The sequence below is a fragment of the Acidovorax sp. KNOB132 genome (assembly GCF_057541515.1).
The window spans coordinates 1-14,169 of sequence record NZ_BAAJYT010000089.1 but is presented as its reverse complement, the minus strand read 5'-3'; the positions used below and the strand labels follow the sequence as shown (position 1 = coordinate 14,169).

The following is a 14,169-nucleotide window of genomic DNA, read 5'->3' as shown; positions in this document are numbered from 1 at the left end:
CCACCACGGCGAATCCCCGGCCCTGCTCACCCCGGCGCGGGCCGGCCTCCACCGCCGCGTTCAGCGCCAGGAATGGTTTGGTCGCTGGAAGGCGATGCCGTCGATCACCGCCGTGATCTCGGCCATGCGGCTCGCCCCCTGCTGGATGGCCTCGACCGACTGCACCGCCCGGCCCATGGCCTGCGCGCCCGCATCGGCCGAGGTGCGTACCTGGGCCGCCTGCTGGTCCGCCGAGCGGGCGGTTTCGGCGTTCTGCTGCACTGTGGAGGACAGTTGTTCGACGCTCGCGGCGGTCTGCTCCAGATTGGCGGCCTGCTGCTCGGTGCGCTCGGCCAGCGCCCGGTTGTCCGCGGCCAGGCTTTCGCCGGCGTGGGCGACCAGCGCGGCATTGCTGCGGATGTCGGCCACCATCGACGACAGCATGAGCACCATGCGCTCCAGCAGGCCACCCAGTCGCGCCATTTCGTCCTGCCCCGCGATGCGCGGCCGCGCTCCCAGGTCGCCGCGCGCCGCGCTGTCCATGGCATGGGCCAGCACCGCGAGGTCGTCCGCCATGCCGCGGTGCATCGCCGCCGCCAGGTAGGCGACCAGACCGCTTCCGGCAGCGAACCACCACCAGCGGCCCTGCGTGGCCAGCGCCAAGGCCAGCATCGAAGCCAACGCGGTGCCCGACAGCAGCGCCATCTTGGCGGGCAGCGCCAGGCGGCGCATCAGCCGCACGCCCGGCCCCATTGGCGAAAATGAACCCATTCCGATGTCTCCCCAAGCGCTTTTAGTGCGCGAATGCTAAAGGCTGCGACTTACGCGCGATTGACGCGCGCCGAACCCGAAACCGTGCCACCGGCGGCGAACACGGCGCGCGCCGGCCCGTCTCCACCGCCCCGCCAACCCCTTCCCGGGGCCACTGCGGGTGGGCGCGTACCCGGCGGAAGGCGGCGCTCCATCCACCATAATGGCGGCCCATGAATCCCCTGCTCTCCCACCTGCAGCCCTACCCCTTCGAGCGGCTGCGACAGCTCTTCGCGGGGGTCACGCCCCCCGCGTCGTACCGCGCCATCAGCCTCGGCATGGGGGAACCCCGCCACCCCACGCCTGCCTTCATCAAGGAAGCGCTCACCCAAAGCCTGTCGGGCCTGGCCAGCTACCCCGCCACGGCCGGCGAGCCGCGACTTCGCCAGACCTGCGCCGACTGGATGCAGCGGCGCTACGGCCTGGCGGTGGACGCCGCCACCCAGGTGCTGCCCATCAACGGATCGCGCGAGGCGCTGTTCGCCTTCGCGCAGACCATCATCGACCCAACGCGCGCGGGCGCAACGGTGGTTTGCCCCAATCCCTTCTATCAAATCTACGAAGGCGCGGCGTTGCTGTCGGGCGCCACGCCCTACTACGCGCCCAGCGACCCGGCCCGCAACTTCGCCGTGGACTGGGACAGCGTGCCCGAGGGCGTCTGGCAGAACACGCAGCTGCTCTTCGTGTGTTCCCCGGGCAATCCCACAGGCGCGGTCATGCCGCTGGCCGAATGGCAAAAGCTCTTCGAGCTGAGCGACCGCCACGGCTTCGTCATCGCCTCGGACGAGTGCTACAGCGAGATCTACTTCCAGGGCGAGCCGCCGCTGGGCGGGCTGGAGGCCGCGGCCCAGCTCGGCCGCGCCGATTTCCGCAACCTGGTCGCCTTCACCAGCCTGTCCAAGCGCAGCAACGTGCCCGGCTTGCGCAGCGGCTTCGTGGCGGGCGATGCCCGGCTGATCCAGGCCTTCCTGCTCTACCGCACCTACCATGGCAGCGCCATGGGCCCGGCCGTGCAGGGCGCGAGCATCGCAGCCTGGAACGACGAGCAGCACGTGGACGAGAACCGCGCGCTCTACCGCCGCAAGTTCGAAGAAGTCACGCCGCTGCTGGCCCGCGTGATGGACGTGGCGCTGCCCGACGCGGGCTTTTACCTCTGGGCCCGCGTGCCCGACGCCCTGGGCCTGACCGATGCGCAGTTCGCCCGCGAACTGCTCGCTCAATACAATGTGACGGTGCTGCCCGGCAGCTACCTCGCCCGCGAGGCCGGCGGCGTCAACCCCGGCGCGCAACGCATCCGCATGGCCCTGGTGGCCGAAGCCGAAGAATGCGTGGAGGCAGCCCAGCGCATCGTGCAATTCATCCAATCCCATCCCTGAACCGACCCATGACCCAACAACTTCAGACCCTCATCGACAACGCCTGGGACAACCGCGCCAGCCTCTCGCCCGCCGCGGCCCCCAAGGAGGTGCAGGATGCCGTGGAACACGTGATCGCCGAGCTGAACAACGGCAAGCTGCGCGTGGCCACGCGCGAAGGCGTGGGCCAGTGGACGGTGCACCAGTGGATCAAGAAGGCCGTGCTGCTGTCGTTCCGCCTCAAGGACAACGAAATCATGAAGGCCGGCGAGCTGGGCTTCTACGACAAGGTGCCCACGAAGTTCGGCCACCTGTCGGCCCAGGAAATGGCCGCCACCGGCGTGCGCGTGGTGCCCCCCGCCGTGGCGCGCCGCGGCAGCTACATCGCCAAGGGCGCCATCCTGATGCCCAGCTACGTGAACATCGGCGCCTACGTGGACGAAGGCACCATGGTCGATACCTGGGCCACCGTGGGCAGCTGCGCCCAGGTGGGCAAGAACGTCCACCTGTCCGGCGGCGTGGGGCTGGGCGGCGTGCTGGAGCCGCTGCAGGCCAACCCGACCATCATCGAGGACAACTGCTTCATCGGCGCGCGCTCGGAGATCGTCGAAGGCGTGATCGTGGAAGAGAACTCCGTCATCTCGATGGGCGTGTACATCGGCCAGAGCACCCCCATCTACGACCGCGCCACCGGCGAGACCAGCTTCGGCCGCGTGCCGGCCGGCTCGGTCGTGGTGAGCGGCAACCTGCCCAAGGACAATGGCCGCTACAGCATGTACGCCGCCATCATCGTCAAGAAGGTGGATGCCAAGACCCGCTCCACCACCAGCCTGAACGACCTGCTGCGCGACTGACAGCACCGCACGCCGCACCACCCCGGATCCGATCCGCCCGTCCACCCGCGACCCGCACCCCGACGAACGAAAGAGCAATCCCCATGAGCACGATGGAACGGATTCTTCGACTGATGGCCGAAAAGCGGGCGTCGGACGTGTACCTCTCGGCCAACGCGCCGGCGCTGATCAAGATCAACGGCGAGTGCGTGCCGATCAACAGCCAGGTGCTTCCGGCCGACGCGCCGAAGAACCTGCTGGCCGAGATCGTCTCGCCCGACCGCATCGAGGAGCTGGAGGAAACCGGCGAACTCAACATGGGCGTGCCGCTCACCGGTGTCGGGCGCTTTCGCGTGAGCGCCATGCGCCAGCGCGGCAGCTACGCGGTGGTGATCCGCTTCATCGCGCAGCACATTCCGCCGCTGGCCTCGCTGAACCTGCCGCCGGTGCTGAGCGACCTCATCCTGGAAAAGCGCGGGCTGCTGCTGGTCGTCGGCGCCACGGGCTCGGGCAAGAGCACCACGCTCGCCTCGATGATCGACAGCCGCAACGAGCAACTCACCGGCCACATCCTGACCGTGGAAGACCCGGTCGAATACCAGTTCCGCAACAAGAAGTCGATCGTGAACCAGCGTGAGATCGGCGCCGACACGCAGTCGCTGCAGACCGCCCTGAAAAACGCCCTGCGCCAGGCGCCCGACGTGATCCTGATCGGTGAAATCCGCGACCGCGAGACCATGTCCGCCGCCATCGCCTATGCGCAGTCGGGGCACCTGTGCCTGGCCACCCTGCACGGCAACAACAGCTACCACGCGCTCAACCGGATTTTGAGCTTCTACCCCGTCGAGGTGCGTCCCACCATGCTGGGCGACCTGGGCTCGGCGCTCAAGGCCATCGTGTCGCAGCGCCTGGTTCGCACCCCGGCCGGCGAGCGCGTGCCCGCCGTCGAGGTCATGCTCAACACCAAGCTGGTGGGCGACCTGATCGAGAAGGGCGACTTCTCGGGCGTGCGCGAGGCCATGGAGAAGTCCATGGCCGAAGGCTCTCAGACGTTCGAGGAGGCGCTGGCCCAGCTCATCCTCGAAGGCCGCATCGACCGCAAGGAAGGCATGGCCTATGCCGACTCGCCCACCAACCTGATGTGGCGGCTGCAGAACGATTTCTCCCTGGCCTCCAAGAACGCCAAAGCCCAGAGCGAGGCCGCGCGGGAAGAGGAAGACCAGCCGTCCTTTACCGAGATCGTGCTGGACGTCAAGCCGTCCTGACCTGCCCCGCCCTCCTTCGCCCGAACCGCCTGCCCAAACGATGTCCCGAACCCTGCACTTGGCCGAACAGCTCATTGCCCGCCCCTCCATCACCCCGAACGACGCGGGCTGCCTGGAGCTGCTGGCCGACCGCCTTCGGCCGCTCGGCTTCGACTGCGAACGCATGGACAGCGGACCGGAAGATTTCCGCGTCAGCAACCTGTGGGCAAAACGGCCCGCAGCGCAATCAGCACTAGGGCATGACGCTATCAAAACCATAGTATTCGCCGGCCACACCGATGTGGTGCCGACCGGCCCCGTCGAGCAATGGGGCAGCGATCCCTTCACGCCCATGCACCGCGGCGGCAAGCTCTATGGGCGCGGCGCGAGCGACATGAAGACCTCGATCGCCGCCTTCGTCGTCGCCGTGGAAGAGTTTCTGGCAGCCACGCCCGAGCCGGGCCTGCAGATCGCGTTCCTGCTCACCAGCGACGAAGAAGGCCCCTCGGTGGACGGCACCAAGGTGGTGGTCGATCGGCTGCGCGAGCGGGGCGAGGCGCTGCATTACTGCATCGTGGGTGAACCCACTTCGGTCGAAAAGACCGGCGACATGATCAAGAACGGCCGCCGCGGCACCCTGAGCGGGCGGCTCACCGTGCGGGGCGTGCAGGGCCACATCGCCTACCCGCAACTGGCGCGCAACCCCATCCACCAGGCCCTGCCGGCGCTGACCGAACTGGCCGCCATCCGCTGGGACGAGGGCAACGCCTTCTTTCCGCCCACCAGCTGGCAGATCAGCAACATGCACGGCGGCACGGGCGCGACCAACGTCATCCCGGGCGCGGTGGTGATCGACTTCAACTTCCGCTTTTCCACCGAATCGACGGCCGAGGGCCTGAAGCAGCGCGTGCATGCGCTGCTGGACCGCCACGGCCTCGAATACGGCCTGTCCTGGACCTTGGGCGGGCAGCCCTTTCTCACGGAGCCCGGCGAACTGGTGCGGGCCGTGCAGCAGGCGGTGCTGGATGAAACGGGCCTGGACACCGAGCTGTCCACCACCGGCGGCACCAGCGACGGGCGCTTCATCGCGCAGATCTGCCCGCAGGTGATCGAACTGGGCCCACCCAACGCCACCATCCACAAGATCGACGAGCACGTGGTCGTGGCCGACATCGAGCCGCTGAAGAACATCTACCGCCGCACGCTCGAGCATCTGAACGCACAGGCGGCTGCATGAGCGAAACGGCGCGAACCACCGGGGCCCAGGTGCATGGCGACACGGTCGGCGCCCTGATCGCCTCCGGCACCGCGCGGCTGGAGGCCTCGGGCGTGGCCTTCGGGCACGGCACCGCCAATGCGCGCGACGAGGCTGTGTGGCTGGTGCTGTGGCGCCTGGGCATTGCCCTGGACGAGCCGCTGGACGATGGCCTGGAGCCCGTCTCCGCCCGCACCGTGGCTGCGGCCGATCAAGCCCGCGTGGCCGCGCTCTTCGAAGAGCGCATCGCAACCCGCAAACCCGCGGCCTACCTGACGCGCGAAGCGTGGCTGCAGGGCGTTCCGTTCTACGTGGACGAGCGTGCCATCGTGCCGCGCAGCTTCATCGCCGAACTGCTGGTGAATCCGCCACCGGACGGCGGCATCGACGGGTTTCTGGGTGAGCAGACGCGGGCCGTGCTGGACCTGTGCACCGGCAACGGCAGCCTGGCCATCCTGGCGGCCATGGTCTATCCGGACGTGCAGGTCACCGGGGCCGACATCTCGCCTGACGCGCTGGCCGTGGCCCGCATCAATGTGGACAAGCACGGCCTGCAAGAGCGCGTGGCCTTGCAACAGTCCGACGGGCTGGACGCTGTGCCGGGCCCGTGGGACCTGATCCTCTGCAACCCCCCCTACGTGAATGCCCAGAGCATGGCGGCGCTGCCCCAGGAGTACCTTGCCGAGCCCGCACTGGCCCTGGCCGGTGGCCTGGATGGCATGGACTTCGTGCGCGGCCTGCTGGCGCAGGCGCCCGGCTGCATGAGCGAAGACGGCGTGCTGGTGCTGGAGATCGGCAACGAGCGCAGCCATTTCGAAGCAGCCTTTCCGGACCTGCCTGTGTTCTGGCTCGACACGAGCGCTGGCGAGGACCAGGTGCTGCTAATCACCCGCGAGGCACTGGTGGCACACCCGACCTGATTTCGCACTGCCGACCGGGGCGCCCAGGCGCCCTGCTCCCTTCGCGCGGGCTGCCGTTTGCGGCGCGCGCCGGGCTGGTGCTTGCCATCCAGCCCCCCGTTTTTTCTTCGGGCGTTTTTTGAACGCCCTTGCTGGTTCTTATCGATGATCACACTCAAAAACGTCACCTTGCGCCGCAGCGCCAAGGTCCTGCTCGACCGCGTCTCCGTCACCATCAACCCCGGGGAGAACGTGGGCCTGGTCGGGCGCAACGGCGCGGGCAAATCCAGCCTGTTCGCACTGCTCAACCGCACGCTGCACGAGGATGGCGGCGACTTCTTCATTCCACCGCAGTGGCGCATGGCCCAGGTCGCGCAGAACATGCCGGAGACCTCGGAATCGGCCACCGAATTCGTGCTCAACGGCGACACGCGACTGGCCGAACTGCGCCAGGCCTTGGTCCAGGCCGAGCAGGACGAGGACGGCATGGCCATCGCGCATGCCTATTCCGACCTGGCCGATGCGGGCGACCATGATGCCGTGCCGCGCGCCCAGGCGCTGATCCTGGGCCTGGGGTTCCGCGTGTCCGAGCTGGAGCACCCCGTGAACAGCTTCTCCGGCGGCTGGCGCATGCGCCTGCAGTTGGCGCGGGCGCTGATGAGCCCCAGCGACCTGCTGCTGCTCGATGAACCCACCAACCACTTGGACCTGGACGCTCTGGTGTGGCTGGAAGCGTGGCTCAAGCGCTATGCCGGCACGCTGATCGTCATCAGCCATGACCGCGAATTTCTCGATGCCATTACCAACGTCACGTTGCAGATCGAGAACGCCCAGCTGAACCGCTACGGCGGCAACTACAGCCGCTTCGAGGAACTGCGTGCCCAGCAGATCGAGCTGCAGCAGGCCTCGTTCGCCAAGCAGCAGGACAAGATCGCCCACCTGCAGAAGTTCATCGACCGCTTCAAGGCCAAGGCCAGCAAGGCCAAGCAGGCACAAAGCCGCGTCAAGGCGCTGGAGCGCATGGAAAAGATCGCGCCCCTGCTGGCCGAGGCGGAGTTCACTTTTGAATTCAAGGAGCCGGTCAACCTGCCCAACCCCATGCTGGCGATCAGCGACGCGTCGTTCGGGTACACGCCCGAGGAAGGCGAGCCGACGACCATCCTGCGGCACGTGAGCCGCTCCGTGCTGGCAGGCCAGCGCATCGGCATCCTGGGCGCGAACGGCCAGGGCAAGTCCACGCTGGTCAAGACCATCGCGCGCGAGATGAAGCCGCTGGCCGGTTCGGTCATCGAGGGCAAGGGCTTGTCGATCGGCTACTTCGCGCAGCAGGAACTGGACGTGCTGCGGCCTTCCGACAATCCGCTGGAGCACATGATCCGCCTGGCCAAGGAACTGGGTCCCAACGCCCGCGAACCCAGCCGCGAGCAGGACCTGCGCAGCTACCTGGGCAGCTTCAATTTCTCCGGCGACATGGTCAAGCAATCGGTCGGCACGATGAGCGGTGGCGAAAAGGCCCGCCTGGTGCTGGCGATGATCGTCTGGCAGCGCCCCAACCTGCTGCTGCTGGACGAGCCTACCAACCACCTGGACCTGGCCACCCGCGAGGCGCTGTCCATGGCGCTCAACGAGTTCGAAGGCACCGTGATGCTGGTCAGCCATGACCGGGCATTGCTGCGGGCGGTGTGCGATGAATTCTGGCTGGTGGGACGCGGCGTGGTCGGCCCGTTCGACGGCGATCTGGACGATTACCAGCGCTACCTGCTGGAAGAATCCAAACGCCTGCGCGAGCAGGCCAAGGCGGCCGAGTCCGCGGCTTCGTCGGCACCCGTGGTGCCGGTGGTGGCCGCTGCGCCGGTGGCAGCGCCCGTTGCCCCTGCGCCTTCGGTGACGCCCGCACCAGTGGCCGCTGCGCCCGTGGCGCGCGATGCGCGGGAACAACGCAAGCTGGGTGCCCAGGCCCGGCAGCAGCTGGCCGAGAAAACCCGGCCCTTGAAGCGCGAGCTGGAGAAGGTCAACCAACGCTTGGCCGCGCTTACCGCCGAGAAAGCCGAGATCGAGGAACGCCTGACCCAGCTCCTGCCGCCGGCCGAAATCGCGGAAAACGGGCGTAGGCTGAAAGCCTGTGCCGACGAAACCGACCAGCTTGAAGAGCGCTGGCTGGAAATTTCATCCGAGGTGGAAACCCTCGAATCTCAAGCCGGCGAAGCGTAAAACCATGTAACCATTGCCACTGAATTCAGGTTTAGTGGCAAAGGGGGCCTCATTGATTAGCTACGTTTTTAGGAGCAAAAAAATCGCCGCCAACTGGTTGCGTTTTTTTTGCATTCTTCTGTCAACGGGCCTTCCGGGCGGGGCGTTGTTCATCCATCACAGGAGATAACCGTATGACTACCACCGCTATCATGTCCGCCTGGCCCGAAGACGAACGCGACCGCAAGCGCGCACCGGCCCGCCTCTGAGGGCTGGCGCTTCGGCCCAGAAGGCTCAGGTCACTTCGACACCACAGCCTCCGCCAGCGCCTCCTTCCCTTCTCCCCATTTCCTCCCCCCAAATTGAAAAAACCCCGCCTCGGCGGGGTTTTTGTTGCCTTGACGGGTGCCGCGAAAAGTGGCATCCGCCGTTCAGCCCATGTGCAAGCCGCCGTTGACCGAGAAATCGGCCCCCGTGGCGTAGCCGCCCTCTTCCGAGGCGAGCCAGGCGATGATCGATGCGATCTCGCTCGGTTCGCCCAGGCGTTTGACCGGAACCGTGGCCACGATCTTTTCCAGCACGTCGGGACGGATGGCTTTCACCATGTCGGTGCCGATGTAGCCCGGGCTCACGGTGTTCACCGTCACGCCCTTGGTCGCCAGTTCCTGCGCCAGCGCCATCGAAAAGCCGTGCATGCCTGCCTTGGCGGCGGAATAGTTGGTCTGGCCGGCCTGGCCCTTCTCGCCGTTCACGCTGCTGATGTTGATGATGCGGCCCCAGCCCTTTTCCACCATGTCGCCCACGACCTGTTTGGTCACGTTGAACATGCTGTTGAGGTTGGTTTCGATGACCGCATCCCAGTCTTCGCGCGACATCTTGAGGAACATGCGGTCGCGCGTGATGCCCGCGTTGTTCACCAGCACGTCGATGGTGCCGTGATCGGCCTTCGTGGCCGTGAAGGCCTCCACGGTGGAATCCCAGTCGCCGACATTGCCCACCGAGGCATAGAAGGTGTAGCCCAGCGCCTTTTGCTCGGCCAACCATTTGGCGTGGTCGCGCGTGGGCCCGCAGCCCGCGATGACCTTGAAACCATCCTTGTGCAAACGCTGGCAGATGGCCGTTCCGATGCCACCCATGCCCCCTGTGACATACGCTACTTTCTGGTTCATGTGAGTTCTCCTTATCAACGATTCACGCGAGCACTCTAACCAAGATTCCACGCCCGGCCGCTGAGGAAAACACCGAGCCACACAAATTTTGACAAAGCCGTGCGGGCCCCGCGTGCTATCAGAACCGCAGCAGCCACGCCGCAGGCAAAAAAAAAGCCGCACCGAAGTGCGGCTTTTGGCTTAATGCAGCAGCGCGGTGGTCGAAGCACCGCGCGCCGCTCAGGCCCGCTCGACCGCCAGCGACACGCCCATGCCGCCGCCGATGCACAGGGCGGCCACGCCCTTCTTGGCGCCGCGGCGCTTCATCTCGTGCAGCAGCGTGACGAGCACGCGGCAGCCAGACGCTCCGATGGGGTGGCCGATGGCGATGGCGCCGCCGTTCACGTTCACCTTGGCGGCATCCAGGCCCAAAGCCTGGTTCACCGCGCAGGCCTGGGCGGCGAAGGCCTCGTTCAGCTCGAACAGGTCCACGTCGTCCGCGGTCCAGCCGGCGCGCTTCAGCGCCTTGCGGGTCGCCGACACCGGGCCCATGCCCATCGTGGCGGGATCCAGGCCGCTGGTGCCGTAGGACACGATGCGTGCCAGGGGCTCCAGGCCCAGTTCGGCGGCCTTCCTGGCGCTCATCACGACCACGGCGGCGGCGCCGTCGTTCAGGCCCGACGCATTGCCCGCGGTGACGGAGCCGGCCTTGTCGAAGGCCGGGCGCAGGCCCGACAGGGCTTGCGCATTGGTCTTGCGGTTGAGGTATTCGTCGGCGTTGAAGAGCACGGGGTCGCCCTTCTTCTGCGCCAGGCTGACGGTCACAATCTCATCGGCGAACTTGCCGGCGTCCTGTGCCGCGGCGGCCTTCTGCTGGCTGCCCAGGGCCAGCGCATCCTGCTGCTCGCGGGTGATGCCGTGTTCCTTGGCCACGTTCTCGGCGGTGATGCCCATGTGGTACTGGTTGTACACGTCCCACAGTCCGTCGACGATCATGGTGTCGGTCATCTTCCAGTCGCCCATGCGCTGGCCTTCGCGCGAGCCGTTGAGCACGTGGGGCGACAGGCTCATGTTCTCCTGGCCGCCGGCCACCACGATCTCGCTGTCGCCCGTGGCGATGGCCTGGGCGGCCAGCATGACGGCCTTCAGGCCCGAGCCGCAGACGGCGTTGATGGTGAGGGCGGGGGTTTCCTTGGCCACGCCGGCCTTCATCATGGCCTGGCGCGCGGGGTTCTGGCCGACGCCGGCCGTCAGCACCTGGCCCATGATGACTTCGCCGACCTGGTCCAGCGGCACCTTGGCGCGGGCCAGGGCCTCCTTGATGACGATGGCGCCCAGCTCGGTGGCGGGGGTCTTGGCGAGCGCGCCGCCGAACTTGCCCACGGCCGTGCGAACGGCGGAAACGATGACGATGTCTTCCATATCAGTCCTTTTGTGCAGAAACGGGAATCTTGAAATCGGGGAGCCCTGCGGGCCGCGGCGCGCCCGTGCGGCCGATTGTGTCAGCCGCCCGGCGCGCGCACTGCGGCGTCAGGCTTTTTGCTTGACGTAGCGCCCCGGCGCCGGTTCGGTGGCCTTGAAACGCGTGCCACGGCCATAGGCCTTGGGCGCCGCGACCAGCTTGCCCGCATGGCCCTTGAGCCAGCGCGACCAGTCGGTCCACCAGCTGCCAGGGTGCTCGGTGGCGCCCTTGAGCCATTCGTCGAGCGTGCCGGGCAACTGGCCGTCCTCGCGCAGCCAGTGGCTGCGCTTTTTCTTGGCGGGCGGGTTGATCACGCCGGCGATGTGGCCGGATGCGCCCATCGCGAAGCGCTTCTTGCCCGGCAGCACCTGGGTGGAGGCGTAGGCCGCGTCGATGGGCACGATGTGGTCTTCGCGCGAGCCGTAGATGTACACCGGCAAATCCACGAGGTTCAGGTCGATGGCTTCGCCGCACACCGTGAGCCGGCCGGGCCGCACCAGGTTGTTCTCGAGGTAGAAGTTGCGCAGGTACCAGGCATAGAAGGGCCCGGGCAGATTGGTGCTGTCGCTGTTCCAGTAGAGCAGGTCGAACGGCGGCGGCGTCTCGCCCTTGAGGTAGTTGCCCACCACGTAGTTCCACACCAGATCGTTGGGCCGCAGGAAGCTGAATGTGGAGGCCAGATCCTGCCCCTTCATCATGCCGCCCTTCCCCATCTGCAGCTCGCGGAACTGCACGAACGCCTCGTCGATGAACACGTCCAGGATGCCGGTGTTGGAAAAGTCGATGAGCGTGGTGAGGAAGGTGGCGCTCGCCACCGGCTCTTCGCCGCGCGCGGCCAGCACGGCCAGCGCATTGCTCAGGATGGTGCCGCCCACGCAGAAACCCAGGGCGTTGATCTGCGCCGCGCCGGTGATGTCCTGCACCGTGCCGATGGCGGCCAGCGCGCCCTCTTGCACATAGTCGTCCCAGGTTTGATGGGCCAGCGAATCGTCCGGATTGCGCCAGCTCACGACGAAGGTGCGGTGCCCCTCGCTCACCGCATGGCGGATCAGCGAGTTCTCGGGCTGCAGGTCGAGGATATAGAACTTGTTGATGCACGGCGGCACCATGAGGAAGGGCCGCTCGTGCACCTTGTCCGTGAGCGGCTTGTATTCGATGAGCTGGAACAGCGCGTTTTCGAACACGACCGCCCCCTCGGTGGTGGCCACGTTGCGGCCGACCTCGAACAGGCTTTCGTCGGTCATCGAGACGTGGCCCTGGCGCAAGTCGTGCAGCAGGTTGGCCACGCCCTTGGCGATGCTCTCGCCTTGCGTTTCGATGGCTTTCTTCTGGGCCTCGGCATTGAAGGCGAGGAAGTTGCTGGGCGCCATGGCAGCCATCCATTGCTCCACGCCGAACCGGATGCGCGCGCGGGTCTTGGCATCGGCTTCGACCGCATCGACCAGGCCCATGAGGGTGCGCGCGTTGAGCAGGTAGGCCGCCGCCGAGAAGGCGGCCACGGGGTTCTGAGCCCAGGCCTCGCCGCTGAAACGGCGGTCCGCGCTGGCGTTGGCCTGCGCCCCCTGCGTCCACAGCGCGGTGGCCTCCTTCACATACTGCTGCTGCAGGGCCGCGAGCTTTTCGGGGGCGAACTGCACCGAAGCAGCAGGCGCCTTGGCGAAGGCGCCGGCAGCGCCCGCAGGGGCGGCCTGCTGGAAAGCCTGCATCGCCTGGGTCCAGCCCTTGCCCAGCATTTGCTGGAACTGCTGGAATGCCTGGGTGTCCGCTCCCCAGGGTGCTTCAGAATCCGCCATGTTCGTCTCCTCCACAAGAATATGCATGGCCGCGTCAGGGGCGGACCATTGCGGCCATTGTTGCCGAGCGGCGAGCACCGTGGCAACGCCGCTTGCCTTTTTTCACCAACTGCCTTCCAACCCAGGCCCTCACATGTATCTCGTTGTCATTGGATGGCTGTATGTCACGCTGCTGATGGCGGTGGCCGAAGCCATGGCCCCGAACGGCACGGTGCTTGGCGCCCTCATCACCTTCGCCCTCTACGGGCTGCTGCCCATGTCGATCGTGGTGTACATCCTGGGCACGCCGGGCCGCAAACGCGCGATCCATGCGCGGCAGCTGGCCGAGCGCGAGGCCGCGCAGGCAGCTGCTGCAGGGCAGACGCCCGCCCCCACGCCAGCGCCGGCATCAGCCGCCGGCGGCGCGGTCGAGCCAGATGCAGGCGGCGAAGCGCCCGCTGCCGCCGAAGGCGCTGCCGTACCGGTGCGAAAAGAACCGTGACGGCTGGCCCACGGTGCACCACGCGGCGCTGCCGTCATTGCCGTAGACGCGGTCCACGCCCAGGGATTGCAGCCGCTGCCGCGCCAGGCCGGCCAGATCGGCGAGGTATTTGCCTCCGCCCTGCGGGCTGAAATGCCGGTCGGCCGCAGGCAGGGCGTCGCAGAACGCGGCGCGCACTTCCGGGCCCACTTCGAACGCCGTCGGGCCGATGCAGGGGCCCAGCCAGGCGATGCAATCAGCCCGGGAGTCGGCCACCGGCTCCGCCACGGATTTCTGCGCCGGCGAAGCAGATGCTACATTTTTTATAGCAATATGCCCTAGTTCTGATTGTGCTGGAGGCCTAAAACACTCCAAGGCTGCTTCCAGCACGCCGCGGCCGTCCTGCCCTGCCAGCCCCCGCCAGCCCGCATGCGCGGCCGCCACTCGGGTGCCGCGCGCATCGGTCAGCAGCACCGGCAGGCAGTCGGCCACCATGATCGTGCAGGCCACACCTGGCCCGGTGGCCGTACAGGCATCGGCCTCGGTGCCGTCCGAGGTGTCGGGGCCGAGCGCGGCCACCTGCCAGCCATGCACCTGGCGCAGGAAGACGGGCCGGGCCGTCTGGCCGCCGCCCCAGCGCAGCGCGTCGCCCAGGATGCGCCGGTTGGCCTGCACCGCCTGCGGATCGTCCCCCACGTGGTCGCCCAGGTTGAGGGCGCCGTAGGGCGCGGCGCTCACGCC

At 67.3% G+C, this 14,169-nt stretch carries 12 protein-coding genes; 7 read left to right on the top strand and 5 right to left on the bottom strand.

Annotation, left to right across the window (positions count from 1 at the left end):
- Positions 1 to 60 precede the first annotated feature (60 nt).
- Positions 61 to 750, bottom strand: a complete 690-nt coding sequence (locus tag AC27IO_RS13315; protein WP_498739193.1) for a methyl-accepting chemotaxis protein — start codon at positions 748 to 750, stop codon at positions 61 to 63.
- 212 nt (positions 751 to 962) lie between these two features.
- Between AC27IO_RS13315 and dapC the strand changes: the two genes are divergently transcribed.
- The 6 genes from dapC (at position 963) to AC27IO_RS13285 (ending at position 8,586) form a co-directional block, all read left to right on the top strand.
- Positions 963 to 2,165: a succinyldiaminopimelate transaminase gene (gene dapC / locus AC27IO_RS13310; protein WP_498739192.1), complete on the top strand. Its 1,203-nt coding sequence runs from the start codon at positions 963 to 965 to the stop codon at positions 2,163 to 2,165.
- Between the two features lie 8 nt (positions 2,166 to 2,173).
- Entirely contained in the window at positions 2,174 to 2,998 is an 825-nt protein-coding gene (dapD, locus tag AC27IO_RS13305) for a 2,3,4,5-tetrahydropyridine-2,6-dicarboxylate N-succinyltransferase (RefSeq protein WP_272569511.1), read from the top strand.
- A gap of 83 nt (positions 2,999 to 3,081) precedes the next feature.
- The gene (locus tag AC27IO_RS13300) at positions 3,082 to 4,242 is read left to right on the top strand and encodes a PilT/PilU family type 4a pilus ATPase (RefSeq protein ID WP_272569512.1); all 1,161 of its coding nucleotides are present in this window, start codon (positions 3,082 to 3,084) and stop codon (positions 4,240 to 4,242) included.
- Between the two features lie 40 nt (positions 4,243 to 4,282).
- A complete protein-coding gene (gene dapE, locus AC27IO_RS13295; RefSeq protein WP_498739191.1) occupies positions 4,283 to 5,458 on the top strand; it encodes a succinyl-diaminopimelate desuccinylase in 1,176 nt (391 codons plus the stop codon).
- On the top strand, positions 5,455 to 6,396 hold the full coding sequence (gene prmB, locus AC27IO_RS13290) for a 50S ribosomal protein L3 N(5)-glutamine methyltransferase (protein ID WP_498739190.1): 942 nt from the start codon (positions 5,455 to 5,457) through the stop codon (positions 6,394 to 6,396). The genes dapE and prmB overlap by 4 nt, the downstream gene beginning before the upstream one ends.
- Before the next feature lie 144 nt (positions 6,397 to 6,540).
- Positions 6,541 to 8,586 carry an ABC-F family ATP-binding cassette domain-containing protein gene (locus AC27IO_RS13285; RefSeq protein WP_498739189.1) on the top strand — a complete coding sequence of 682 codons (2,046 nt, stop codon included), beginning with the start codon at positions 6,541 to 6,543 and terminating at the stop codon, positions 8,584 to 8,586.
- 410 nt (positions 8,587 to 8,996) lie between these two features.
- On the opposite strand, the gene phbB is transcribed toward AC27IO_RS13285, so the two are convergent.
- The 3 genes from phbB to AC27IO_RS13270 all read right to left on the bottom strand — a co-directional run bounded on the left by phbB (position 8,997) and on the right by AC27IO_RS13270 (position 12,968).
- Positions 8,997 to 9,734, bottom strand: coding sequence for an acetoacetyl-CoA reductase (gene phbB / locus AC27IO_RS13280; RefSeq protein WP_284404332.1), 738 nt, complete (start codon positions 9,732 to 9,734; stop codon positions 8,997 to 8,999).
- Between the two features lie 219 nt (positions 9,735 to 9,953).
- A complete protein-coding gene (locus AC27IO_RS13275) occupies positions 9,954 to 11,135 on the bottom strand; it encodes an acetyl-CoA C-acetyltransferase (protein ID WP_498739188.1) in 1,182 nt (393 codons plus the stop codon).
- Between the two features lie 108 nt (positions 11,136 to 11,243).
- A complete protein-coding gene (locus AC27IO_RS13270) occupies positions 11,244 to 12,968 on the bottom strand; it encodes a PHA/PHB synthase family protein (protein WP_284431155.1) in 1,725 nt (574 codons plus the stop codon).
- 133 nt (positions 12,969 to 13,101) lie between these two features.
- Between AC27IO_RS13270 and AC27IO_RS13265 the strand changes: the two genes are divergently transcribed.
- Complete coding sequence (locus tag AC27IO_RS13265; protein ID WP_498739187.1) at positions 13,102 to 13,449, top strand: hypothetical protein; 348 nt, start codon at positions 13,102 to 13,104, stop codon at positions 13,447 to 13,449.
- Here the strand turns inward: AC27IO_RS13265 and AC27IO_RS13260 are convergent.
- Positions 13,357 to 14,169, bottom strand: an 813-nt coding sequence (locus AC27IO_RS13260) for a purine nucleoside phosphorylase YfiH/LACC1 family protein (RefSeq protein WP_498739186.1), incomplete at its 5' end; no start/stop codon positions are given. The two genes, AC27IO_RS13265 and AC27IO_RS13260, sit on opposite strands and share 93 nt — an antisense overlap.

Bases quoted from the DNA above. Each gene is read 5' to 3' on its own strand.
- AC27IO_RS13315 (WP_498739193.1), bottom strand. From the start codon at position 750: ATGGGTTCATTTTCGCCAATGGGGCCGGGCGTGCGGCTGATGCGCCGC.
- dapC (WP_498739192.1), top strand. From the start codon at position 963: ATGAATCCCCTGCTCTCCCACCTGCAGCCCTACCCCTTCGAGCGGCTG.
- dapD (WP_272569511.1), top strand. From the start codon at position 2,174: ATGACCCAACAACTTCAGACCCTCATCGACAACGCCTGGGACAACCGC.
- AC27IO_RS13300 (WP_272569512.1), top strand. From the start codon at position 3,082: ATGAGCACGATGGAACGGATTCTTCGACTGATGGCCGAAAAGCGGGCG.
- dapE (WP_498739191.1), top strand. From the start codon at position 4,283: ATGTCCCGAACCCTGCACTTGGCCGAACAGCTCATTGCCCGCCCCTCC.
- prmB (WP_498739190.1), top strand. From the start codon at position 5,455: ATGAGCGAAACGGCGCGAACCACCGGGGCCCAGGTGCATGGCGACACG.
- AC27IO_RS13285 (WP_498739189.1), top strand. From the start codon at position 6,541: ATGATCACACTCAAAAACGTCACCTTGCGCCGCAGCGCCAAGGTCCTG.
- phbB (WP_284404332.1), bottom strand. From the start codon at position 9,734: ATGAACCAGAAAGTAGCGTATGTCACAGGGGGCATGGGTGGCATCGGA.
- AC27IO_RS13275 (WP_498739188.1), bottom strand. From the start codon at position 11,135: ATGGAAGACATCGTCATCGTTTCCGCCGTTCGCACGGCCGTGGGCAAG.
- AC27IO_RS13270 (WP_284431155.1), bottom strand. From the start codon at position 12,968: ATGGCGGATTCTGAAGCACCCTGGGGAGCGGACACCCAGGCATTCCAG.
- AC27IO_RS13265 (WP_498739187.1), top strand. From the start codon at position 13,102: ATGTATCTCGTTGTCATTGGATGGCTGTATGTCACGCTGCTGATGGCG.